This is a genomic window from Bacillus sp. JJ783, assembly GCF_036963225.1.
GTDB classification, from domain to species: Bacteria; Bacillota; Bacilli; order Bacillales; family Bacillaceae_G; genus Bacillus_A; species Bacillus_A cereus_U.
Genome location: NZ_JBALMG010000039.1, coordinates 1 through 25,064, shown reverse-complemented (window position 1 = coordinate 25,064; position 25,064 = coordinate 1). Strand labels below are relative to the sequence as shown.

Here is a 25,064-nt window from a genome sequence, read left to right as displayed (position 1 = left end):
AATGAGGCCACTGAAAAACTTACGTTTTTCAGTGGCCTCCTATAAGGTAGGGGGCTCCTTTACATTCCCTCTTGAAAACTGTGGTATATTAGACGATATATAGTTAATAAAGGAGTTCGATTAAATGGCAAAAAGTATTGTAATTGCTGAAAAACCTTCTGTTGCACGTGATATCGCGCGTGTACTGAAATGTGATAAAAAAGGAAACGGCTATCTTGAAGGTAGTAAATATATTGTAACTTGGGCTTTAGGTCATCTCGTTACATTAGCTGATCCAGAAAGCTATGATGTGAAATATAAAAATTGGAATTTAGAAGATTTACCGATGCTACCGGAGCGTTTGAAATTAACAGTTATTAAACAAACAGGGAAACAGTTTAACGCTGTGAAAAGTCAGCTTATTAGAAAAGATGTAAATGAAATCATTATAGCTACTGACGCCGGTCGTGAGGGAGAGTTGGTCGCACGCTGGATTATCGATAAAGTTAAAATGCAGAAACCGATTAAACGTCTATGGATTTCATCTGTTACCGATAAAGCAATTAAAGATGGCTTCGCAAATTTAAAACCAGGAAAAGCATATGAAAATCTATATGCTTCGGCTGTCGCACGTTCAGAGGCTGACTGGTATATCGGGCTTAATGCGACTCGAGCATTAACTACTCGCTTTAATGCCCAACTAAATTGTGGTCGTGTTCAAACACCTACTGTAGCCATGATTGCAAGCCGTGAAGATGAAATCAAACATTTCAAAGCTCAAACTTACTATGGTATCGAAGCTCAAACAGCTGAGAGATTAAAGCTAACTTGGCAAGATACAAAAGGAAATAGCCGTAGCTTTAATAAAGAAAAAACTGATGCAATCGTGAACAAAATTAGTAAGCAAAACGCTACTGTTGTAGACATTGATAAAAAACAAAAGAAATCGTTCGCTCCTGGTCTTTACGATTTAACTGAGCTACAACGTGATGCGAATAAAATATTTGGTTACTCTGCGAAAGAAACATTAAACATTATGCAAAAATTATATGAACAGCATAAAGTTTTAACGTACCCTCGTACAGATTCACGCTATATTTCATCTGATATTGTCGGAACACTTCCAGAGCGTCTGAAGGCTTGTGGAGTTGGAGAATACCGTCCTTTAGCACATAAAGTATTGCAGAAACCTGTAAAATCTAATAAATCATTTGTTGATGATAGTAAAGTAAGTGATCATCACGCAATTATTCCAACAGAGAGCTATGTAAACTTCTCAGCTTTCACAGATAAAGAGCGTAAAATTTATGACTTAGTTGTAAAACGTTTCTTAGCTGTTTTATTCCCGGTCTTTGAATATGAACAACTAACATTGCGCACGAAAATTGGTGACGAAACGTTCATCGCACGAGGAAAAACGATTTTACATGCTGGTTGGAAAGAGGTTTATGAAAATCGATTTGAAGATGATGATGCAATCGATGATGTAAAAGAACAAATCTTACCTCGCATCGAAAAAGGCGACACATTAAACGTAAAACTAATTGTCCAAACATCAGGTCAAACGAAAGCACCTGCACGTTTTAATGAAGCAACATTACTTTCAGCGATGGAAAACCCAACAAAATACATGGATACGCAAAACAAACAACTTGCGGATACATTAAAATCAACTGGTGGATTAGGTACTGTAGCTACACGTGCTGATATTATCGACAAGTTATTCAATTCGTTCTTACTTGAAAAACGTGGTAAAGATATTCATATTACTTCAAAAGGCCGTCAGTTACTTGATTTAGTGCCAGAAGAACTGAAATCTCCTACACTAACTGGTGAATGGGAGCAAAAGTTAGAAGCTATCGCTAAAGGAAAGTTAAAGAAAGAAGTATTCATTTCAGAAATGAAGAACTATACGAAGGAAATTGTTACTGAAATTAAATCAAGCGATAAAAAATATAAGCACGACAACATTTCAACGAAGTCTTGTCCAGACTGTGGTAAACCAATGTTAGAAGTAAACGGTAAAAAAGGTAAAATGCTTGTATGCCAAGACCGCGAATGTGGTCACCGTAAAAATGTATCCCGCACTACAAACGCACGCTGTCCTCAGTGTAAAAAGAAACTAGAACTTCGTGGTGAAGGAGCGGGCCAAATTTTCGCATGTAAATGTGGCTATCGTGAGAAACTTTCTACCTTCCAAGAAAGACGTAAAAAAGAATCCGGCAGCAAAGCTGATAAACGTGACGTCCAAAAATATATGAAACAACAGAACAAAGAAGAAGAACCATTAAACAATCCATTCGCAGAAGCATTAAAGAAATTAAAATTTGATTAAACAAAAAGGTTCCTACCACTATCGGTAGGAACCTTTTATTTTTAATGAATAATTTTACTTCCTTTTGCGTTCTCAACAAACTTTTCACTTGATTTGTTAATTGGTTTTTTCAGTAATAATGCAGCCACAACCATGATTACTACGAAAGCACTTAACACAAGCAAATCTCTAGTTACTATATCCCAAAGCATTCCACCTACTGTTTCACGAATTGCACTAATAGCATATGTGAACGGTAAGAACGGATACAGTGCTTGGAAGAAAGGTGGTGTCATTTGAATTGGGAACGTACCACCCGATCCTGCTACTTGTAGTACAAGTAAAATAATCGCCATCGATTTCCCAACGTTTCCGAAAATAGAAACGAGTGAGTACACGATACAAACAAATACTCCCCCAATAAATAAACTAAATAACACAAACCAAAACTTATCGACTACGTACGTACCGAGTAAGAATATATCCCCCATCGATACGATAAACGCTTGTGAAAGACCTATCGTTAAGAATGTTAATAAACGTCCGAAGTATATTTCATGGCTCTTATAATTCGCGCCTTCTTCGTGTACTTCCACTGTTAACAATGAAACCATTAATAATGCGCCTACCCATAATGCAAGCACTGTATAGAATGGTGACATTGCTGAACCGTAGTTCGGCATCGCAAATAATTTATTCTCTTTTAAATTTACTGGATTCGCAAAGTAATCACTTTGCTTTTCAACATCGTTTTTCAATAAACGAATGATGTCTTTTATATCCTCTTCTGATTCAAAATCACGAATTTTATCTGCTAATTCTTTAATCTTTTTCTCAGTAGCTGGCATTTCAGCTTTAATATCTGCAATTTTCTTTTGACCATCTACTAAGCCTTTTGATGAGTCTTCAAGTAATTTTTTCACATCTGGAAGCTTCTTATCTGCCTCGCCTAAAATTTGAGATGTATTTTTAGACATCTCTTTTGTACGAGCAATTGCTGCGTTAAAGTTTGGAACAATTTCTGAATCGTAATTAGCTAAGATGTCACCTATTTGTCCTGAAACACTTTTAGATACTTGATTAATACTTTCAATAACATCTGCTGCTGGTTTTTGACCTTTATTAATAGCGTCAATTCCTTTATCAGTTAAATCCATTCCTTTTTGCAAACCATCTTTTGCCTTATTTAACTTAGCAATTGTGCCATTAAGATTTTTACCACTATTCACATCGGCCAAAATTTTATTTGTACTTTCCATAACCGGAATCATATCATTAACTAAATTCCATCCTGCTTGGAACTGTCCATTTAAATCATTTAAGGCTACTTTTGTGGAATCTAATCCATTAACGCCTTTGTTACTTAAGTCTGCTGTTGCTTTTTCAAGATTAGTTTTTAGTTTTGCATAATCCGTTACAGCCTGATCATAGTTCTCTCTACCATTGTTTAATATCTCATTAGCTTTGTTTATATCTTGATTTAAATTGCCTCTTAGCTGCTGAGCATCTCCTTGTACATTTTCAGCCTTATTTTTCAATTGTTCAGCTGTGCTTACTGCTTTTTCAAAGTCAGCTACAAATGTTGCATTATAGTCTTTTTCAGCTTGATTTACTAAATTATTTACTGCATCTAATTTTTGATTTACAGCATCTCGTACATCTTGTTTAACTTCTTGACCAGAACTAATTAAATCCCCTACATGCTTAACTCTATTGTTAGCATCCACCATAGAATTTTTAAGCACTTTTAGACTTTCCGCTCTGTTTCCAAAGAACTGCTTACCAAAGTCCGTTGAAGCTGATTCTTTAAAAGTTGTAAAGAAATCAATTAAATATGAAACACTATCAATACGGTCTTGGAGAAGTTTTGAAGCATCCTGAACATTTTTCTGAGCTACAGTTGGGTCCACACCCTTATTTTGAAGCCCATCCATAACACTTTTCACATATGCCGTTCCAACACGAGTAGAATTGAAAACATTGTTTACAGTTTGATCAATATTTGTAGCAATATTTTTATATCCCTCACCATTCACTTGCGGTAACTCTGGAAGCGTTGGTATTTGTGGAATAGTTATATTAGGTAACTCTGGTAATTTAGCTGGATCTGGAAGTGTCAGATTAAAATCAAATGCCGGATTTTTTAAGTAATCCGTAATTGCCGCCGCACCATCTAAACCTTTTTGCATTACAATTAAATTATTCTTAATAGTTTCTGGAGCACGTTTCAATGTTTCATCATTTCTCGCAAAGAATTTATCTAAATTCCCTAACGCTTCTTGCCCATCATTAATAACACTTTCTACAACTGGCAACTCTTTCTGTGCTACTTTCACAACATCTTCTGCTCGAGTCGCATCATCTAATGCCTTATCCACAAGTGTATTCATTTCTGGGAACTGCGCTTCTAACTTAAATACAAGATCCTTGACCTTCTCAATACTTGGTAAGTTAGTTTCTAAATCGATTCCAAGGTCATTAAAGATTTTAAAAATCTCACCGTTTGCTGTTTTAACAAAGTTTTTACTAACCTCTTCTGTAAGACCCGATGCACCTTTAGCTGTAATCTTCGGTGCAATGGCATTCACCTTTTCATTTACATAGTAATCAATTTCCGGCTTCTGTGGATTTTCATTCAAGACTGTTGCAATCTTTTCAGAAAAATCTTTTGGAATAGTAATACTTGCGGAATAATCTCCACGCTCTACTCCATAAATTGCTTGCTTTTCATCAACAAACTTCCACCCGAAATTTTTGTCCTTCTTAAGTGAATCTACAATTTCTTTCCCGATGTTAATATCTTTCCCTCTTAAATTTGATCCAACATCTTGGTTAGAAACTGCAATCTGGATTCCTTTCGTATTTCCGTAAGGATCCCAAGAAGCTTTGATGTTAAACCATGCATATAACGATGGTAAAATCATTAACCCTAAAACAATAACAATTGCAGCCCAATGTTTGGCTACATTCCGTAAATCTGTCTTATAAATACGCCAAATCTGTTTCATATAAGCAATCACCTAATTATATATTTTTCTTTCTTTAGAAAATGATACATACATTTTGCAATTATATCACTTTCTACATCGTGGATTAAACGAAAACATACTATTTTTCCCATTAAATATTTCACTTACTTCATTATATAACGAAGTAAAAAAAGTATGCATACAAAATGACCAAATTAGTTTTACATTCAATAATAACAAATATATAGGAAATGTCATAAAAAATACAAGTATTTTCTCTTGGGAATACTTGTATTTATCAAAAAACCCTCCCAGCTTTTCATTATCTGTGAGGGTTTCTTCTATTATATATCTAATTGTACTTCTACACCGAAATGATCAGAAATTACATTTCGATTTGTTCCATTAAAAATGACTTTTGAAGAATTAACTGTTTTACTTTGATTGCTTAATATTAGGTCGATTCGTAAGTTTTGTTTATTTTCATCCCAACCAGCAATCTCTCCTTGGACAGTTGTTCCTTCATCCTTCTCTATCGCTAGTTCATATGTGTCATATAAACCTTTTTGCATCGTATACTCATAACCCTCTCCTTCCAAACGAGCATTGTTATTAAAATCACCCATTAAGAAGGAAAGTTCATTGCTATTTACACGCTCCATTAAACGATCAACTTGGTCTTTGAATGATTCTTCTTCATCATTCCACCAACCGAGATGGCAAGAATAAAACGTTATATTCTTATCATTATAAGCAATTGTTGCACTTACAATTTTGCGTGTTTTCCAATACGTTGTATCCTTATTTTCTGAGACAAAGAACGTATCTTCCTTTACAATGTTGTGCTTTGTTATAATTGCTAATCCTTCTTCGTACACATCATATCCAATATGAGAGAAATCCCAAATAATATTGTATTCTTTTACATTTAATGCTCTTAACTCTTCTAGCAGTAAAAGTCCAAAATTATCTTTTTTCTTGTTACCGCATACATTTTCAGCTTGTATAGACTGACTTACTTCTTGCAATGCGATCACATCATAATCTTCTTCTTGAATTGCTTTAGCAAGATACTTTATTTTTTCAATTTGATTCTCTTCTTGCCAAGAGTGACAATTTAAAGTTAGCAATTTCATATTATTACGCACCTAACATATCTTGAATGTCTGACTTTAATACGTCAGCTTTCGGGCCATATACGGCTTGTACACCTTTATCTTTAACAATAAGTCCTAAAGCACCATTTTGCTTCCATTTTGCTTCTGGTGCAACAACATCTAAATCTTTTACTGTTACACGTAAACGTGTCATACAAGCATCTACGTCAGCAATATTATCTTTTCCGCCCAATAAATCAATAACTTTTGTTGCTAATGAACCGTCTTGTACATTTCCTGTTCCTTCTGATGACTCATCTTCATTATCAATATAGTTACCTGCACGCCCTGGTGTTGGTAAATTGAATTTTTTAATTAAGAAATTGAATAACGTAAAGTTAAGACCGAAGAATACTAATGAAACAATGACAAAGTTAATTAGGTCTCTTGTTAATCCTGCATTGACCATCATTGGTGTACGTGTAATTAACTCAATAAATCCAAATGCATGAACACGTAAATCAATTAAATCTGCTAATGCGAATGCAAGTCCTGTTGTAATTGCATACACAACATATAATACTGGTGCAATAAACATGAACATGAATTCAATTGGTTCTGTTACACCTGTTAAGAATACTGCTAATGCAGCTGATAAGAACATTGGTTTATATTTTGCACGTTTTTCTTTATCAACATTACGGAACATCGCAAATGCAATCCCCATTAACGCTGCTGTTGAGCCGATAACTTGTCCAGCTTTGAAACGAGCTGGTACAACGTTATTTAATAAGTCGTTATATGCTTTCGTATCTCCATTTGCTAATAAGTTATTTAAATCTGTAATCCATGCAAGCCATAATGGATCTTGTCCTGCTACAATTTGTCCAACTTTTGAACCAGTTAACATCGTATATGTTCCGCCTAGCTCTGTGTAGTTCATCGGAATCGTTAACATATGATGTAATCCAAACGGTAATAATAAACGTTCTAACGTTCCGTATACAAACGGTGCAACAACTGGTGCACTGTCTTTAGATGCTGCAATCCAGCGACCAAATTCATTTAATCCACTTTGGATAAATGGCCATACAAGTGATAATACAATCGCAGTGACTGTAGACCATACAATTACAACGAATGGTACGAATCGTTTTCCATTAAAGAATGCTAGTGCCTGTGGCAGTTTATTATAATTGTAGTATTTGTTATATAAAGTAGCTCCTAAGAAACCTGTGATAATCCCTACGAACACTCCCATGTTTAATGCTGGTGCACCAAGTACAGAAGTGAAATAATCTTTTACAAGTAAATCACCTGCTAATGATGAAGAAACTGTCGCTTTTGAATCCGCTAACATTTGAGCGTTTACGCCAAAGATAGCTCCTGTAATTCTGTTTGTTAAGACGAATGCTAATAGTGCTGCAAATGCACCACCTGCGCGATCCTTCGCCCAAGATCCCCCAATTGCTACTGCGAATAAAATGTGTAGATTTGTAATAATTGCCCAACCGATGTCTTCCATTACTCGAGCAATTGTATGAACTGCGTTAATATCCCCAGCAGACATCCCAATTAACTTACCGATCGAAATCATTAAGCCCGCTGCTGGCATTACAGCTACAACAACTAATAATGCCTTCCCGAACTTTTGCCAAAAATCAAAAGACGTAATTTTCATCTGTTCTTCCTCCCCTTTATTTATAACAACATAATGATTTAAATTATAATTTCTGTTTCTCTTATGAAAACGATTCCTTATGTTACTTTTTTCTCTTTACGCAACCGTTTTCATAAATCTATTTTAATAAAAGCGTTTTCACATTGCAATAGAAATTTATTTTTTTTCATAAAAAAAGATGCTCAAGGAGCATCCTTTTTCATTATAAAATGCGATAAACCCTTGTTTCATAAGGTTTTAACGTGATTGTAGTTATTTGTTCATGTTCCGCAACTTCATAGTTATTTAAAAGCAAACGTTTGCGTTCTAATGCGAATAAACTCTCATTATACACAGCTTCCTCTTTTGAGATATTACTAATTACAATGACTTTTTCATCCTGTAACGTACGTGTATACGCATAAATTTGTGGATCATCTTCTAAAAGTAAATCGTACGTACCGTAGTTCAACACATCGTGCTCTTTTTTCAAGGCAATCATTTTCTTATAGAAATTGAAAATAGACTTTTCTTCATTTTTTTGCTTTTCAACATTAATTTCTTTGTAATTTGGATTCATGCCAAACCAAGGTGTACTTGTTGTGAAACCAGCATTCATCTCATCGTTCCACTGCATAGGTGTACGTGAATTATCGCGGCAAGAAGCCCATATAATTTCCATCATATCTTGATGTGATACGCCCTCTGCAATTTTCTCGCGATATAAATTTTTAATTGCTACATCATCGTAATCTTCAATATTTGGTAACTGAACATTTGTCATACCAATTTCTTGTCCTTGATAAATAAATGGTGTACCATGCATAAAGAAATACATCGCTCCTAAAGCTGTTGCACTTTCACGCCAATATTGTTTATCATCTCCCCACGTTGAAACGATACGTGGTTTATCGTGATTCTCAATGTATAAAGCATTCCATCCTTTATTTTCTAATCCTTTTTGCCATTTCGTTAATACCTTTTTCAACCCTACAACATCAAGATCTTTCTTCTTTTCTGCATCCCATAAGCTTAAATGCTCGAACTGGAATACCATATTGAATTTACCTTGCTCTTCTCCAACCCAAAGCTCAGCATCTTCAATTTTAACGCCATTAGCTTCACCAACAGTCATAATATCGTACTTAGAAAATGTATTTTCTTTTAACTCTTCTAATAAAGGTTGAATACCATCCACATTCATATGTTTATCAAAAGATGGCACATATTTTAATTCTTTTGGATTTGGCATATCCTTGAGGCCATCTTCTTTCTTAATATGACTGATCGCATCCACACGGAAACCATCAATTCCTTTATCAAGCCACCAATTAACCGTATCGTATAACACTTCGCGAACTTCTTTATTCTCCCAGTTTAAATCTGGTTGTTTACGTGAGAATAAATGTAAATAATATTGTCCTGTTACTTCATCGTATTCCCATGCCGAACCATTAAAAATACTTTCCCAGTTGTTTGGTTCCGCACCATCTTTACCATCATGCCAAATATACCAATCACGCTTCGGATTGTCTTTAGATGAACGCGATTCAATAAACCATGGATGTTCATCACTCGTATGATTAATAACTAAATCAATAATAAGCTTCATATCACGCTTATGAACTTCATCTAGTAAAGCATCAAAATCTGCCATTGTACCAAATTCATCCATAATGTCTTGATAATCACTAATATCATAGCCATTATCATCATTAGGTGACTTATACATTGGACAAATCCAAATTACATCTATACCTAAATCTTTTAAATAATCCAGTTTTGCAATAATACCTTGTAAATCTCCAATACCATCACCATTTGAATCCATAAAGCTACGTGGATAAATTTGATAAGCAACTGCTTCTTTCCACCATGTTTTCTTCATAATAACTCTCTCCTTTTGCATCTCTATTTTTTATGCAAACGTTTTCGTAACACTATCATAACAAAATATGGAGAGTTTGCAACTGTTTTCATTGAACTCCATGTAGATTCCTTATTCTTATGCTTTATTTATTTCTCGCAAAGGTAAAATGAAACTTTAATCAGTGGGGGTGTCCATTCCCCACTGATAATTAGCCCTTACCAATCGGGCTTTTACGAGCAGCCCTATCTTCTTGCTTCAGCCGGATTGTCTTACTGCTTGGCAAATAACGGGATAAATCTAATCCTTCTCCTCTTCTCGTCCATGCGTGTTAAATATACTCTTCATATACTAATACAAGCTCATATTATTTCAGAAAGGAGATATAAATTGAAACAAACAAAATTAACTGGTCGTATCGTCGTTCCTTCAGATCCTGAATATGACGTAGCTCGAATAAACTTAAATTTAAGTATTCCAAAACTCCCTTGCATTATTGTTTTTTGTCAAAATAAAAATGATGTGTGTAACGCCTTAAAGTGGGCACGTGAGCATCATGTACCATTTCGCTTAAGAAGCGGACGGCATAGCTATGAAAATTTCTCTCTTTTAAATCGAGGACTTATTATTGATGTGAGTGAAATGAAGCAAATTACGGTTAATACAGGGAAATTAACAGCAACAATTGAAGCGGGTGCAAATCTTGGCACTGTTTATAAAGAACTTTGGAAATACGGTGTTACAATACCAGCTGGCACAAGTGCAAGTGTTGGTATCGTTGGATTAACACTTGGCGGTGGCATCGGTATGCTTTCACGCTTATTTGGACTAACATGTGATCAATTATTAGAAGTCGAAATGGTACAAGCGTGCGGAAAATTTGGTGCAAAACTCATTCGTGTAAATGAACAAGAAAACCCTAACCTTTTTTGGGCATGCCGCGGCGGTGGGGGTGGGAATTTCGGGATTGTTACTTCCTTAACTTTTCGAGTCCATCCTATAAAAAACGTCTCAATTTTCTCGCTTACATGGGAATGGGAAGACTTTATTGCTGCATTTCAAGCTTGGCAAAACTGGGCACCTTATATAGATGAACGTCTCACCTCATCAATTGAATTATTCTCCAAACAACGAAATAAAATCGAGGTGAAAGGTGAATTTGTTGGCTCTCCCTCTGAACTCTATCCTCTATTATTTCCTCTTCTTGAAACTGGTAACCCCTCTCTCTTTATAGATGAAGTTCCTTATATAAAGGCTGTTCAATTCTTTAATAGTGGTAATATCCCTGAAAAATTTAAGCGCTCTGGTTCCTATGTATATAAAACGATTCCCCCTAAAGGCATTCAAATCATGCAACATTTTCTTTCGCATGCACCAAATAAAGATGCGAGTATTTGGCACCAATCACTCGTAGGTGCTGTAGAAAACATTTCCCCTAATGAAACAGCTTATTTCCACCGCAAGGCAATTATTGCTCAAGAATATATTACTTCTTGGAAATGCAACGATGAAGAAAACCGAAATATACGCTGGGTTAAAGATTTACGGGAAAGCTTAGATCCTTACACACTAGGAGACTATGTCAATTGGCCCGATATCGACATAAAAAATTGGCAAACTAGTTATTATGGCTCTAATTTTCAAAGGTTGCGTAAAGTGAAGACAGCATATGACCCTTGTAATGTTTTTCGTTTTCAACAAAGCATTCCTCCTTTCCATACGTAAAAAGGAAGAACAGAATTCTGTTCTTCCTTTTTACATTGAAAATCGTTCAATCGTTTGTTTCAAATCAGCTGCTTGCTTCTCTAAATCCTTTAATAATCGATCGATTATCACCATGTTTTTAGATTGTTGTCTCGTTACACGTGTCACTTCTTGTGAACCAGCTGACGTTTCCTCAGCAATTGCTGCTACAGCCTTTGTTTGTGCTCCTGTTTGATGAATGTGACTCACTTGTTCATTCATATAACTACTAATTTGCTTGGTTGCATCGGCTACTTCCATAATACTTGATGACATTTCTTTTAAAATTAATTCTGTAGCTTCCCCGCGTTTCGCCTCTTCTTTAGCTTTTTTCACTTGCTCGGTCATTTTCATCGCGACTTGTTGCACTTCATCTTGCATATTCCGTAATAACTGCGATATGTTTCTTGCAGAATGATCACTTTCATCAGCAAGTTTACGTACTTCTTCTGCTACAACCGCAAAGCCTCTTCCATGTTCTCCTGCACGAGCTGCCTCAATAGAGGCGTTGAGTGCTAATAAATTGGTTTGGCTAGCAATCTCACTCACAACAGAAACAATATGTTCAACTTGTTTCATTCGTTCTTCTAACTGCTGTACATTTCGCATCGAATCTTCATTTTCTTTCGCCAATGTTTGAATACCTTGAATTAAAGAATTAAAGACACGTGTACTTTGTCCTAAAGCTTGAACCATTTCTGAAGACAAGTCATCAGACTGTTTCGCCTTTTCTTCTACTTCACTTGCAATAGAAGTTGTTGTATCAACAGTAGAAACAATCGCCTGAATCGATGCTGCTGATTGCTCCGCGCCGAAAGAAATCTCTGCAAGGGTCTCAGATACACCTTGTGCTTGCTTCGTCGCTTCCCCTGTTTGTTTTCTAATTTGCTGAACTTGATTATTTGTATACGAAAATGTAGTATCAATATTTTTTACCATGCCCCTTAAGTTCCCTAGCATCATATTAAATGCAACACTTAAAGATTTAATCTCATCATCTACTTTTGGCAACGGGACATCTTCACGAATATCACCATCAGCCGCTTTCCTTGCAGCTTCCTCCAACTTTCGAAGTGGTTTAATTAAAAATATTGCTGCTCCATACGCTAAAATTCCAGACCATACTACACCTAATAACATAACGATAATATTATAAACAGTTCGACTTACATAAATTTGAAAATAATCATATATAACGTAAATAAAAAATAAGCTTGTTGAATATGTAATGAAAGCTAAAACTGTAGTGAATAGCATAAGTTGTGTACGTAAGCCAAAGGAAAATGTTTTCCTTTCTTTTTCCATCTCTTCTTCCCCCTTTTTATAAGCAATATATGTACTGCCTATATATTATTATCCATATTTTCGTTATAGAAAGATATAGGGATTTTTAAAATCATTATTCCCTTGAATATCAAATCCCCCGAAAAAAATAAAGGATTCTGACAATTTATGACTAATAACAGAAATACGGGGCAACATTTGTAAATATATTTTTGACTGGGGGTTTTGTATGATTCAAGTTCGAAATCTAGTAAAATCATTCGGATCACTTGATGTTTTAAAAGGAATTGATTTAGAAGTAAAAGAAAAAGAAGTTGTTGTTTTAATCGGTGCCAGTGGTTCCGGCAAAAGTACATTACTTCGCTGTCTTAACTTTTTAGAAATGTACGATGAAGGTGAAATTCACTTACAAGGTGAGCGAATTGATCCAAAGCATTCAAATTTAAACAAAGTCCGTGAAAATGTCGGTATGGTTTTTCAGCACTTTAACCTCTTTCCTCATATGACCTCACTAGAAAACATCATAGAAGCACCTATTCACGTAAAAAAATTGGAGACAGCAAATGCAAAGGAGATTGGAAATCAACTCCTACAAAAAGTCGGCCTACAAGATAAAGCAGATGTAACTCCCCACCTTCTTTCCGGTGGTCAAAAACAACGAATTGCGATTGCACGAGCTCTTGCCATGAATCCTAAAATTATGCTATTTGATGAACCTACCTCAGCTTTAGACCCTGAACTTGTTGGAGAAGTGTTGCAAGTTATGAAAGAACTTGCTGAAGAAGGAATGACAATGGTTATTGTTACTCATGAAATGAATTTCGCAAGAGATGTAGCTGACCGCGTTATCTTTATGGATGACGGGAAAATTGTAGAGGATGCTTCGCCAGCGCAATTTTTTTCCGCTCCATCGCATGAACGGGCAAAGCAATTTTTACGCAACGTTTTATAATGTAACTTCTGTTTCAAACATAAAGAAATTCATTCATACGGGACACAACTAATTGTCCAAATAAAATATCTCCATAGCATATTGAAAACAATCCGTATGATCAATATATAGGAGGGGTTTTATGAAAAGAAAACTATTAACCATTGTTGCGAGTATTACATTATGTACATCCTTCATACTAGGAGCCTGTAGTAAGGAAAGCTCTACTACTTCATCTAATGGTAAAAATGAATTTCGTTATGCGATGAGTGGTTTATACAAACCTTTTAACTATAAAGAAAATGACGGGAAACTTGTCGGTTTTGATGTAGAAATAGGTGAAGCTCTCGGGAAAAAGATGGGAATGAAACCCGTTCCTGTTACAAATCCTTGGGAAACATTGATTCAAGGTCTACAATCAAAAAAATATGATGTGATATTAGGAAGTATGGCTATTACAGAAGAGCGATTAAAAGCCGTGAATTTCTCAAATCCATATTATCGCTCTGGTGCACAAATTTTTGTAGCTAAAAAGAATACATCTATCTCTTCTCCAGAGGACTTGAAAGGTAAAAAAATAGGTGTTGTAAAAGCAAGTACTTTCAAAACCCTTGTTGCAAAACATACAGATCAAATTACAGAATATGATAGTGATATTACTGCACTTATGGACTTAGAACCAGGACGTGTAGACGCAGTTATTACTGATCAAATGGTTGGTCTTCGTATGATTAAAGAAGGTAAATCAAATATAAAAGAAGCTGGAAAACCGTTAAACCTTGATGAAATGGGAATTGCTATTCATAAAGACAATAAAGACATGGTCGAAAAGGTAAATAAAGCGCTAGATGAAATCATTAAAGACGGCACGTATGAAAAGATTAGTAAGAAATGGTTTGGGCGTAATATTCTTGGAGACGAGGCAAAAATAAAGTAAGTTGGCTATTCAAAGATTTCATAAATCATGCCCCACTTTTTATGTGGGGCATTTCATTCCCTACTAAAATCCATACGATATGAGGTGACACATATGTTTGAAATTTTTATCTCTACCTATCCCACACTCTTAAAGGCTACTATTGTCACATTACAATTAACATTAACATCCCTATTACTCGGTTCACTAATTGGATTACTAGTCGCTTTCTTTCGAATCTCTAACAATAAGGTTTTAAATAGTATTGCTCATGTATACATCGCCATTATTCGTGGTACACCTTTAATTGTTCAAATTGCCATTCTCTATTTTGGGATTACATCCGTTGTTGTTTTTACCCCTTTTTGGGCAGGAGCAATTGCTTTAGCAATTCATAACGGTGCATATATTACTGAAATTTTCCGCGGATCAATTCAATCCGTTGACCGGGGACAATTAGAAGCTGCTCGCTCTTTAGGTATGCCTTACCCTTTAGCGATGCGCCGGATTATATTACCACAAGCATTTCGTCTGTCTCTTCCTCCTCTAGGGAATCAGTTTATCATAGGATTAAAAGATTCTTCACTCGTTGCTTATGTAGGATTGTCCGAATTATGGGGATCCGGTTTATCAATTGCCGCAGGTAACTTCCAACAATTAGATACATACATAATCGTTGGTCTATACTATCTCGCACTAGTTCTTCTATTTACTTATTTTGTTAGTCTTCTAGAAAAACGACTACAACGGAAAGAAAATAACTCTGTCCACGTCAAGACAAAGAACAAGAAAGAAGTTTCTTTATAACAAAAAGCAAGCTCTAAGAGAGCTTGCTTTTTCATCGTAAAATATATCTATTATTGATTTGCTTTTTTTATAGTCTCTTTTTCCTCTATATGTTCCTCACGATATGAAATATTATGAGGATCCAATCCATTTCCTAAAGAACCATAGAAATGCTCCCTATGCGGATCAACTAATTCACTTCCGTGATAATACACACGTGGTGTATTCCAAAGTGCTGCCAATGCTTTTGTCATCGGCATTTCGTGATAGCGTTCCGGCCACATTTCTTTAATTTTATCTTTTACTAATGGATAGTATTTAGAACTCATAGCAGGAAACAGATGATGTTCTGTATGGTATGAGAAATTGAAATGTAAAACGTCTACCCAGCGCGGCACTGTTACTGATAAACAGTTTGCTAACGGATCATTTACTGGAACAATTGGATTTAAGCGGTGATTTGTTGCGATATACGCCATTACAATAAAGTTAGCAATTAACAACGGAATCACGTATGCAAAGAACCACTTTGCAGGTCCCATAATAAACAATAAACTAATCCAAACTGTCCAGGGCAAAAGAAGTTGTAGCCATACAGATTTTTGATTGGATGACTTAAATTCTTTTATAAAATGAAAGAACATTCGAGTCGAATGTAACGTAAATTGAATTGTTAGTGACAGAAAACTAAAGAATGAACGTACATGAAGAGGCATGCGATATACCCAACTCAAAAACTTACTCTTTTTCAGTTTCTCAAATGTCGGCCATGCATCTGGATCATTCTCTTCATGCTGTGTATGAACATGATGCGTTGCATTATGCCACTTTCTCCAAAGTTTTGGACCAGTTGATAATGGCATAAATGCTATCGCACCTAAAAAATCACGAAGCCATGCCTTCCTTACAACTGTTCCGTGTAAAATTTCATGTCCTAAAAATCCAAGTGAAGCAAAACATAATCCAAGAACAATTGCAATTCCTAGATTTACCCACACATTCAATTCAAATACACCGATCGTTATTAAACCAGCCAATGCCACAAGTAAATAAGCCAGTCCACCAAATAAACGAGTAGGAACTGGTTTAAATGCTTTTTTCGGCAAATGTGGTGATACACGCGCTGCATACCACCCAAACGTATGAAGCTCCTTCATCCTTTTGCCCCTTTCTTATGCCGCGCCCTGCGCAACTTGCATATATTGATTCTTGCTTCCAGATTGATTTTACTAGGTGCTCCAAAAAGCATTTATCATAAGGAAAATATACTCACTCTATCGTCACTTATTTTTCCGCTTTTATTATCAATGAAAAACATTTCTCTTTTTACTCTCTATCAACCTTTCCACATGATGAATCATAACAATAGAATTTCTATATTGTCAACAACTTTTATGACCTAGTAATAAAAGTTGGTTATATTTTTATAATTATACTTTATTTCACTAAAGAAAAAGCATAGATTTCATAAGGCTTTATCCGCTATATACACACATACACTTAAACAACACAGACTCTATCTTATTCAAGAACTCTCTATGTAATCAACAAATGTAATCATTTGAATTTAGCTTTATATAAATCCTACTTCTTCATACTGCCCCTAATAAATAATTATATTAAAATAATTTTATCTTTCATTTAATAAAATAGAACGCTACGAAAACAACATACATGAATTCCATATAATATGGAAATATTAAAAGGAAAATTGTTCTAATTTAGGAGGTTTCCAAAATGACAGATGACACATTTCCACAGTTACCATCATCCTATTGGATTGAATCTACTCAATTGCCTACTTTTCCTCATTTATCCGAAAATATTAAGACAGAAGTTGCCGTTATCGGTGCTGGTATTACAGGCATTACCACCGCCTATTTACTCGCTAAAGAAGGAATGAAAGTCGTTTTAATTGATTCTGGTTCTGTTTTAAATGGAACAACTGGGCATACAACCGCAAAAGTAACAGCTCAACATGATCTTATTTATGATGAATTAATAAACAATTTTGGTGTCGAAAAAGCCAGGCTTTACTACGAATCAAATAGCAAAGCTCTACAATTCATAAGTGATACTGTGCAAACATATAAAATCGACTGTAATTTCACAAATGAAGATTCGTATTTATATACAACTACCAATAGTGGCCTGCGAAATTTAACGAAAGAATATGAAGCCTATCAAAAATTAAATATACCTTGTGACTATGTTCACTCTCTGTCGATTCCTATTCCCGTACAATCTGCACTTGTGATGAAAAATCAAGCGCAATTCCATCCCCTCCTTTATTTAAAAACACTTTTAGAAAAGTTTGTGGAAATGGGCGGAATGGTTTATGAGCAAACAACAGCTATTGATGTGGAAAAAGGAGATTATCCACAAGTAATTACAAAGGGTGACCATCGCATCACTTGTAAATATATTGTCTCTTGTTCACATTTTCCTTTTTATGATGCTAATAGCTTTTTCTTTACGCGAATGTACGCAGAACGCTCCTATGCTCTCGCAATAAAAGCAAAAACGGATTACCCAGGGGGCATGTATTTAAGTATCGATGATCCAAAACGCTCCATACGTTATACGACAAGCAATGGAGAAAAGCTGATATTGATTGGCGGAGAGAGCCATAAAACAGGCCAAGGAATTAATACGATGCTTCATTACGAAGCACTCTATTCTTTTGCTGAAGCAACTTTTGGAGTAGATGAAGTTCCCTATAGATGGTCAGCACAAGATTTAATCACGCTAGATAAGCTTCCTTATATCGGACATATTAACGAAAGGAATCCAAATATATTTGTGGCAACTGGATATCGTAAATGGGGAATGACGACTGGAACTGCAGCAGCTCATTTACTGAAGGACTCCATTCTAAAAGTCCACAGTCCATATAAAGAACTGTTTGCACCATCACGCTTTCATGCAAATCCAGATATAAAAACTTTCCTCTCTCAGAACATTGATGTTGCTAAACACTTAATTGAAGGAAAAATTGAAACCGCATTACGTAAGCCAGAAGATCTTGAAGTTGGCGAAGGATCTGTTGTACATGTCAACGGTAAACGAGCAGGTGCTTATAAAGATAAAGAAGGAAAATTACATATCGTCGATACAACTTGCACACACCTCGGCTGTGAAGTTGAATGGAATAACGGTGATTGTACGTGGGATTGCCCTTGTCACGGTTCCCGTTTTTCAATTGATGGGGATGTTATGGAAGGTCCAGCAGATCAACCATTAAAACGAGTTGATAACGAATAATTACAGATTCAGCGTGAATTTTCATTTACTCCCTTTCGTAAGACTAATCGTAACTAGCGCCGTTTTCTTTACTCCTAAAACACAAAAAAGAGCACAAACTCACTTGTGCTCTTTTTCATATACTTCAAACAACATATTTCGAAATAATGTATTCAAACTCTCAATATCAATCCCTAATCTCTTTTCAATGCCTTTCACGTATTGCTGATAATAATTAATTTGTTCTTCTAAAAATTGATTTAGCACCTCGATTTTCAATCCAACGTCCAATTCAGTACCTGCTTTTTTCTTTATTAATAACTTTTCAATTTCATCTAACACGCTACGTTCTAATATTAATTCTGTAATCAATCGATCAAATTCTACAGGAGGCAAAGTCGATTTCTCCTCTAACCATTTACAAGCTAAAATAGGACGTAATACATAAAAGTACTTTTTCAACTTTACATTCTCACCTTGCAAAAATTCACGATAGTTTTTTGAAGCCATATGTAAGTAATGATATATCGTTGCTTTCGGATCAAAATCCTTTTCACTCATTTGCTGAAGCTCTTCTGGAAGGTTCGAGTTTTCCGAATAAAAAATCGGTGATCTAATCCATTCGAGTAACGCTGGATTAGATTTTGCAAATAATTGCAATGCCTTTTTAAGATCCCAGCCACTTATGTCTAAATCATCACTAATTGGATATTCGATTACATCACGCTTATCATGGATTGATAAATACCATTCTACAGGGTGTATATAAACAAACCTAACATCATAATCACTATCTTTCGATGGAAATCCCCACGCCCGGCTCCCTGATTCTACAGCGAATAAAATTTTCACATCATTCTCTTTTTCAATTCTTTCTAGTTCCAACTCAATTTTCTCTCTCATTTCATACCCTCCCCATTTTTTGATCATTTCCCTGGAAATTCGACAAATATAAGACCAATTTTACCACATACTAAAATAGCTGTCAGAAAATTCCCGACAGCCTAACAAAACACCTATTTTTTCTTTTCGATTACAGTAATTGCAATTCGTTCAATCTCTTTTTGGATTTCTTCTTTATATGCATCGACTTTTGAAAAATCCATAGCGGAAATATAAATTCGTTCTAATTTATCACGAACTGATTTTGCCTTTGCTAAGAAAGACATCGCCTCATTCATTTTTGTTTTATACTGAATTGAAACGTCGCGAATTTCCGTAGCATATTTTTCATCTGTCCCTGGTGCAACAATGAGATCATACATATCGATAATCTCATCCCCCTCACGGCTTGGGAAGTACTCATGCGGTGCTGTGCTATCAAAAATGGCAAATCCTAATTCCCTTACAATAATCATATCGAGACTATTTGGATCAAATCCACAATGATACACTTCTACTTCAAAACCTTTTTCTTCTGCTGCCTTAGCTAATTTTTTAAGCATCGTTGATTTTCCAGAACCTGGGCGACCTTTTATAAAATAGCGATGCGGAAGCCCTTCTGTCAAATTAGGAACGAAATCAACTGCTCCCTTCGGTGTAGCAGCCCCTAAGAAACGATGTTTCACAATTGATTTCTTCCCGCCTTTATCTGCAAATAATTTCTGTATAAGCTGATCTGTTAATTCGTTTGCTTTATTAAAATCAATGTTATTAATATATATTTTCTCCCACTCATCATGTATAACTAGCGCCTCTTTAAAACACCCGTAAGCTGCTTGAAAGGCTTTGCTTGCTTCTGAAACAAATCGTTCAATCTCTATTTTCTGCTTTCTTAATTTATCTGAGTCCCAAGCAACACCTAAATTTATATACTCTTCAACAACTCCAGGCATTTTCGGCTCAATAACGTGCGGTGATGTACCGTCAACAATCCCTACTTTTAATTTTGGAATAATCACACCATCAACTGATTTATTGTCAGAAGAACAATGTAAAAATTCAATATTATACCCTTTATCGACCCATTCACGCCCTATTGCCTTTATTAAAGAAGATTTTCCCGTTCCTGGGCCTCCCTTTAAAATAAACAACCTGTCTAACCCCGTCAAATTCTCTTCGTATAAGCTGTGAAATCCTCTAGCTGTATTTCCACCGGCATAATAATTCAATACATTCCCTGTCACTGCACTCACTCCTTCGCAGCATTCTACTTACATAAGCTACAATATGCGAAAATCTTTATTTGGGTGAATACCTATTTTTTTATTGCACTAAAAAAGCAAAGATCACTTTTGACCTTTGCTTTTATATTTTTTATTTAAGTTAAGAAAGAATTGTTCCACCCTTGGACGTACCCAAGCTAAATAATCTTTATCTTTCTTCTTTGTACAAGCTATCTCTTCTCCATCTACCATTCCGACAAGTTCTAGCTCTAACAGTTGCCTCGTGAATGTTAGCATATTTACTTCTTCGGCCGGATACTCTTCTTTTAATTTCTCCTCAATTTCTCCCAATGAAAAACCGTCACGCATCATTGCTAGTGCATCAATCCAAAGTGGCGGCATTTCATATGTTTCTCCTGTAATTGTATCTTTTACAATATAATTTAATCTCTCTTTTCGAAATTGAATTGTGTGTAAACATACAGTTGAATTCAATGTTAATTCCATCATACCACCCCTTTCATCATATCTGCATAGAAAAAAGGATGCGCGTGCACCCCTACTTTTCTTTGCATAACACTACCGAACCGTTACATGAGCTAAAAGCTCTATGTCGATATTTTCCTCCATTATAAACGAAGTGTTTTATAAAAAAAACCCTTCTTTAAACATTTTATAAAATGTTTATATTTACACAACAAGAACACTTTTCTGAAAAGTAATTTCGTCTAATGTACTACACTGTTGGTAAATAAATTTCCACTTTCGTTCCTACCCCCATACTACTTTGAATCACGATACTCCCTTGATGTTCTTCAATAATTTTATATGTAATCATTAATCCAAGGCCTGTACCATTCTCTTTTGTTGTATAAAAAGCTTTTCCGATCTTTTTTATTTTCTCATTTTCTATCCCAAAACCTTGATCTTCAACAGAAATACACAAGTTCTCTCCAACTTTTTCATATGCGTGAATTTGAATATCCCCACCTTCTGGCATCGATTCAATTCCATTTTTGATGATGTTTAGCAACACTTGTTTTAATTGCTTATCATCACCATTTATAACGGGTAAATTTCCATCTACTTGCAAATGAAATTTCACTTTATATTGAGTCGCATAGCTTTCCATTAACTGCACAACATATAAAAGGATTTCCCGTATATTACACCCTTCATAATTTGTTGGTTTCGGTTTTCCTAATAACATCAATTCACTAACAAACTCATTAATTCTCTCAATTTCTTGCAGCATAATCTCATAGCTCATCGTATCTTCAAGATTTCTTTCTTTTTGAATTTGTGTAAATCCTTTTAAAGCTGTTAATGGATTTCGAATTTCATGAGCGATTGTTGTAGACATAGTCCCAATAACAGCTAAATTTTCTGTCTCTTTCATATTGTTCATCATCTCAACAACTGTCCTTACATAAGATTGAAATCTCTTTAATAAAGAATGCGAAATGATGAAAAAGAATATACATAATACAAGCGGAATCACAACTTTTACATCTTGTAATATCAAAGTAAAAAATACATATTTTCCAATTACACTACAGGAAACGAAATAAAAATATTTTCTATTCACGAAAATCGGTGCAAATAAAATTAAAAATATTTCAACCATATTTCCCTGTTCAAAAACACGATCACTGTGTAAATAAATCATTAAGTTATTAATAAGATCAATAAGCATGTACCCAATTAAAAATAAATATTTTACAAAATATACATAACCTTGTTTTTGAAGATATATTGAAATAGGAAATAACAATATTACTAATATATATACACCTATTCCCATACCACCTTCTGGCCACCCTACCCTTGCTTCGTTAATATTCATAGCAGGATAAACGAAATAATAGATAGCGTCATATAAAAAGAATATAATATAGAATAATAATATAAATACTTTTAAAGCTTCTCTTTCTTCATAAATCAAGCTCTTGTATTTGTTCATATAAAAACTCCTCTTGATCAATACCAAAAAAACATTTCAACTATTATCTCTTTAAATTATAATTATGAAATTGCTTTCAGGGCAACATGTAACCTTCTAATACTAAAAGGAAGGAGATACAGCTCCTTCCTTTTCAATCACAATTTATATCCATCTTACCCTATCATTTAGCAATCCATCTGTAAAATTATTATGTCCTACTACAAAATCCTTCATATATAAATTTAAATATTCCCCATACTTACTGTCAGTATTTAATAATAATTCTTCTACATAATAAGCACCTTGTCCAAAAGTATCAAACAGTAAACTACATAAGCCAGCATAAATTCCACACCCTACTTGAAAGTACGTCGCATTTGTTTTATATTTTTGAAAAACTTGGCTACTATTCATTACATTATACATGTATGTCTCGTTATGTTCATAAACGAGTAACACACCGACTAAATCTTCTCCTATAATATCATCTTCTGCTGGATTAAAGACTTTACGATTCCAATCCCATAAATCTTCCACTTTATCTAAGTTCTGTCTAATTAAGTTTGTTGTATACTCATTGATCCGATAAAGAAAACCCACTTCCATATTAAAAGATTTCCCCAAAATTAAAACTTCTTCATGCGGCATTAAGCAACCATAAAATTCTTTTTCACCTAACTTGACTTTATACTCTGAAGCATATACATCCTCATAAAAATAAAGTGGACGATGATGACTCATATACATAGGATAACTCCATATCGCTTCATCAAGAAAACGTTCTACTGCCCATGATGCATAAAGTGTATGAGGTTTTATTAGCCCTTTATCACCCAAAAATGAATTATCATGTTCTACAATATAGCATGCTCGCGGTTTTTCATTTGGACGTTCTTTCATAAGTTCAACAACCATCCATTGAACAACACCCGGATTCATACCTGAGCCTATAATCGCTCTTGTATTTGTAAATGTTTCTTTCTCCTTCTCAAACCTCGTATACCTTTCCGTAAGCTGAAAACCAAGTAAACTATCGTCTTGATCTACCGCCTCATTTTCCAAAGCCGAATTAATATAACAAATGCCAAGGTCATTACAACAACTCAGTACCCTAATCGTATCTGCACCTGAAACATCAATAACAACCTTCGTTCTTTTTTCTTTTAAATGTTGTTTAAATTTGACTACATCTTGAAGATTTATTTCATATAAAAAAAATTGCTCTTTCAGATTTGGAAACAACTCATCATAATAACTTTTATCTTTTTGTTTTATATCCACCAAATGGAAGTTCACATTCTTTATAACTTCATAAATTGGATCTTTTTCATTTACTACCGCTTGATTCAAAATTGCTAACACTGCTTTTGCTGCTCCACCAGCACTGCCAAGTAATGTAATCGAAAACGCATTTGGAAACTGCTCCACAAACAAAACCCCTTTAATAGATTAGTTGAGCAGTACTTCCTCAAAAAATGAATTGAATACAATAAAAGATAGCTCGTACAGATTTTCTATAATTTCGTACAAGATTACCTCTTCATAAGTAAAAAATAGTAACATACTTATATATTCAATTCGCTTTCCCCCTCATACCCAAATAGCGGTAAACAAATAGGCTCGACCTTTTCTTCCGCATATATAAAAGAAAAAGCCAGCCCTTTAAACTAGCCTACGGACAATGGACAGATTTCACATGTTGAATATTCACGTACATTTTTGCGTCACGTGCTTTTAATATTTCAATATGTCCTTCATCAATTTTCGCCATTTTTCCAATTTTATTAGATTCCTCACCTAAATCAAACACCATAATTCTCCCAGCCATTTTAATAAGCTGTTCTTCAAACGTTCTAGCTAAAGTAATATTTAATGGATTTACGGGGAGTTCATTTTTATTGAGGGAATAAGGTACTTGGTTCTCTTTATAAGGAATTAACCATTTCAAATGCTTTAAAGATATATATACCGTTCTATAAACTGGGCTATAAAAAACAATATAATCGTTCATTACACTTGTAACATAACCGTGTATTGGAGCATTTCCTGCCACATAAATTTCTGTAAAAATCCCTTTAGATGTACTTAATACTTTTCTCAAAGAAATTGAAGGTGATTCCCTCTTAATTACAGAATCCACATCTGGTTTTAATATTTCTTCATCATACTCTCTTAAAAATCTATAATATTGAATATGATATAAAGATATATATACATAGTCTTGT

17 protein-coding genes and 2 pseudogenes are annotated in these 25,064 nt (G+C 34.8%); 6 read left to right on the top strand and 13 right to left on the bottom strand.

Translation table 11 applies throughout. The annotated features are described in order from the left end of the window. The first annotated feature begins 124 nt into the window (after positions 1-124). A complete protein-coding gene (gene topB, locus V7038_RS08880; protein WP_070138683.1) occupies positions 125-2,314 on the top strand; it encodes a DNA topoisomerase III in 2,190 nt (729 codons plus the stop codon). A gap of 41 nt (positions 2,315-2,355) precedes the next feature. On the opposite strand, the gene V7038_RS08875 is transcribed toward topB, so the two are convergent. The 4 genes from V7038_RS08875 to V7038_RS08860 form a co-directional block, all read right to left on the bottom strand. Beyond that, positions 2,356-5,301: a YhgE/Pip domain-containing protein gene (locus V7038_RS08875; RefSeq protein ID WP_070138682.1), complete on the bottom strand. Its 2,946-nt coding sequence runs from the start codon at positions 5,299-5,301 to the stop codon at positions 2,356-2,358. A gap of 305 nt (positions 5,302-5,606) precedes the next feature. Next, on the bottom strand, positions 5,607-6,398 hold the full coding sequence (locus tag V7038_RS08870) for an endonuclease/exonuclease/phosphatase family protein (RefSeq protein WP_002113634.1): 792 nt from the start codon (positions 6,396-6,398) through the stop codon (positions 5,607-5,609). A gap of 4 nt (positions 6,399-6,402) precedes the next feature. Further along, positions 6,403-8,040 (bottom strand): PTS transporter subunit IIBC, encoded by a 1,638-nt coding sequence (locus V7038_RS08865; protein WP_002113631.1) that lies wholly within the window; start codon positions 8,038-8,040, stop codon positions 6,403-6,405. A gap of 202 nt (positions 8,041-8,242) precedes the next feature. Next, complete coding sequence (locus V7038_RS08860; protein WP_002151609.1) at positions 8,243-9,907, bottom strand: glycoside hydrolase family 13 protein; 1,665 nt, start codon at positions 9,905-9,907, stop codon at positions 8,243-8,245. A 369-nt stretch (positions 9,908-10,276) separates the two neighbouring features. Between V7038_RS08860 and V7038_RS08855 the strand changes: the two genes are divergently transcribed. Next, positions 10,277-11,611, top strand: a complete 1,335-nt coding sequence (locus tag V7038_RS08855; RefSeq protein WP_070146161.1) for an FAD-dependent oxidoreductase — start codon at positions 10,277-10,279, stop codon at positions 11,609-11,611. A gap of 30 nt (positions 11,612-11,641) precedes the next feature. Here V7038_RS08855 and V7038_RS29505 read toward each other — a convergent pair. After that, positions 11,642-12,223, bottom strand: a pseudogene (locus V7038_RS29505) (methyl-accepting chemotaxis protein); the annotation flags it as partial. Between the two features lie 360 nt (positions 12,224-12,583). Then, positions 12,584-12,769, bottom strand: a pseudogene (locus V7038_RS29500) (HAMP domain-containing protein); the annotation flags it as partial. Positions 12,770-13,142: 373 nt separating this feature from the next. On the opposite strand from V7038_RS29500, the gene V7038_RS08845 reads away from it, so the two are divergent. The 3 genes from V7038_RS08845 to V7038_RS08835 all read left to right on the top strand — a co-directional run bounded on the left by V7038_RS08845 (position 13,143) and on the right by V7038_RS08835 (position 15,567). Next, the gene (locus V7038_RS08845; protein ID WP_002113623.1) at positions 13,143-13,865 is read left to right on the top strand and encodes an amino acid ABC transporter ATP-binding protein; all 723 of its coding nucleotides are present in this window, start codon (positions 13,143-13,145) and stop codon (positions 13,863-13,865) included. A gap of 121 nt (positions 13,866-13,986) precedes the next feature. Then, complete coding sequence (locus V7038_RS08840) at positions 13,987-14,781, top strand: ABC transporter substrate-binding protein (protein WP_070169812.1); 795 nt, start codon at positions 13,987-13,989, stop codon at positions 14,779-14,781. A 93-nt stretch (positions 14,782-14,874) separates the two neighbouring features. Beyond that, the gene (locus V7038_RS08835) at positions 14,875-15,567 is read left to right on the top strand and encodes an amino acid ABC transporter permease (RefSeq protein WP_070169811.1); all 693 of its coding nucleotides are present in this window, start codon (positions 14,875-14,877) and stop codon (positions 15,565-15,567) included. A 50-nt stretch (positions 15,568-15,617) separates the two neighbouring features. On the opposite strand, the gene V7038_RS08830 is transcribed toward V7038_RS08835, so the two are convergent. Then, complete coding sequence (locus tag V7038_RS08830; RefSeq protein ID WP_070169810.1) at positions 15,618-16,703, bottom strand: fatty acid desaturase family protein; 1,086 nt, start codon at positions 16,701-16,703, stop codon at positions 15,618-15,620. Between the two features lie 580 nt (positions 16,704-17,283). Here V7038_RS08830 and V7038_RS08825 point away from each other — a divergent pair. Further along, positions 17,284-18,810 carry an FAD-dependent oxidoreductase gene (locus tag V7038_RS08825; RefSeq protein WP_070127864.1) on the top strand — a complete coding sequence of 509 codons (1,527 nt, stop codon included), beginning with the start codon at positions 17,284-17,286 and terminating at the stop codon, positions 18,808-18,810. A gap of 99 nt (positions 18,811-18,909) precedes the next feature. On the opposite strand, the gene V7038_RS08820 is transcribed toward V7038_RS08825, so the two are convergent. The 6 genes from V7038_RS08820 to V7038_RS08795 form a co-directional block, all read right to left on the bottom strand. Continuing rightward, positions 18,910-19,692, bottom strand: a complete 783-nt coding sequence (locus V7038_RS08820; protein WP_002113614.1) for a nucleotidyltransferase domain-containing protein — start codon at positions 19,690-19,692, stop codon at positions 18,910-18,912. Positions 19,693-19,805: 113 nt separating this feature from the next. Then, positions 19,806-20,915 carry a PRK06851 family protein gene (locus tag V7038_RS08815; RefSeq protein ID WP_002113611.1) on the bottom strand — a complete coding sequence of 370 codons (1,110 nt, stop codon included), beginning with the start codon at positions 20,913-20,915 and terminating at the stop codon, positions 19,806-19,808. 102 nt (positions 20,916-21,017) lie between these two features. After that, positions 21,018-21,401, bottom strand: a complete 384-nt coding sequence (locus tag V7038_RS08810; protein ID WP_033714284.1) for a hypothetical protein — start codon at positions 21,399-21,401, stop codon at positions 21,018-21,020. Positions 21,402-21,630: 229 nt separating this feature from the next. Next, entirely contained in the window at positions 21,631-22,857 is a 1,227-nt protein-coding gene (locus V7038_RS08805) for an ATP-binding protein (protein WP_002113608.1), read from the bottom strand. A gap of 144 nt (positions 22,858-23,001) precedes the next feature. Then, positions 23,002-24,267 carry a hypothetical protein gene (locus tag V7038_RS08800; RefSeq protein ID WP_002113606.1) on the bottom strand — a complete coding sequence of 422 codons (1,266 nt, stop codon included), beginning with the start codon at positions 24,265-24,267 and terminating at the stop codon, positions 23,002-23,004. A 244-nt stretch (positions 24,268-24,511) separates the two neighbouring features. Next, positions 24,512-25,064 (bottom strand): DUF2642 domain-containing protein (locus V7038_RS08795; protein ID WP_335469859.1); only part of this gene is annotated, 553 nt, incomplete at its 5' end.

Coding starts and splice junctions, on each gene's coding strand:
- V7038_RS08840 (WP_070169812.1), top strand. CDS start 13,987: ATGAAAAGAAAACTATTAACCATTGTTGCGAGTATTACATTATGTACA.
- V7038_RS08845 (WP_002113623.1), top strand. CDS start 13,143: ATGATTCAAGTTCGAAATCTAGTAAAATCATTCGGATCACTTGATGTT.
- V7038_RS08860 (WP_002151609.1), bottom strand. CDS start 9,907: ATGAAGAAAACATGGTGGAAAGAAGCAGTTGCTTATCAAATTTATCCA.
- V7038_RS08835 (WP_070169811.1), top strand. CDS start 14,875: ATGTTTGAAATTTTTATCTCTACCTATCCCACACTCTTAAAGGCTACT.
- V7038_RS08870 (WP_002113634.1), bottom strand. CDS start 6,398: ATGAAATTGCTAACTTTAAATTGTCACTCTTGGCAAGAAGAGAATCAA.
- topB (WP_070138683.1), top strand. CDS start 125: ATGGCAAAAAGTATTGTAATTGCTGAAAAACCTTCTGTTGCACGTGAT.
- V7038_RS08830 (WP_070169810.1), bottom strand. CDS start 16,703: ATGAAGGAGCTTCATACGTTTGGGTGGTATGCAGCGCGTGTATCACCA.
- V7038_RS08805 (WP_002113608.1), bottom strand. CDS start 22,857: ATGAACAAATACAAGAGCTTGATTTATGAAGAAAGAGAAGCTTTAAAA.
- V7038_RS08825 (WP_070127864.1), top strand. CDS start 17,284: ATGACAGATGACACATTTCCACAGTTACCATCATCCTATTGGATTGAA.
- V7038_RS08865 (WP_002113631.1), bottom strand. CDS start 8,040: ATGAAAATTACGTCTTTTGATTTTTGGCAAAAGTTCGGGAAGGCATTA.
- V7038_RS08820 (WP_002113614.1), bottom strand. CDS start 19,692: ATGAGAGAGAAAATTGAGTTGGAACTAGAAAGAATTGAAAAAGAGAAT.
- V7038_RS08875 (WP_070138682.1), bottom strand. CDS start 5,301: ATGAAACAGATTTGGCGTATTTATAAGACAGATTTACGGAATGTAGCC.
- V7038_RS08810 (WP_033714284.1), bottom strand. CDS start 21,401: ATGGAATTAACATTGAATTCAACTGTATGTTTACACACAATTCAATTT.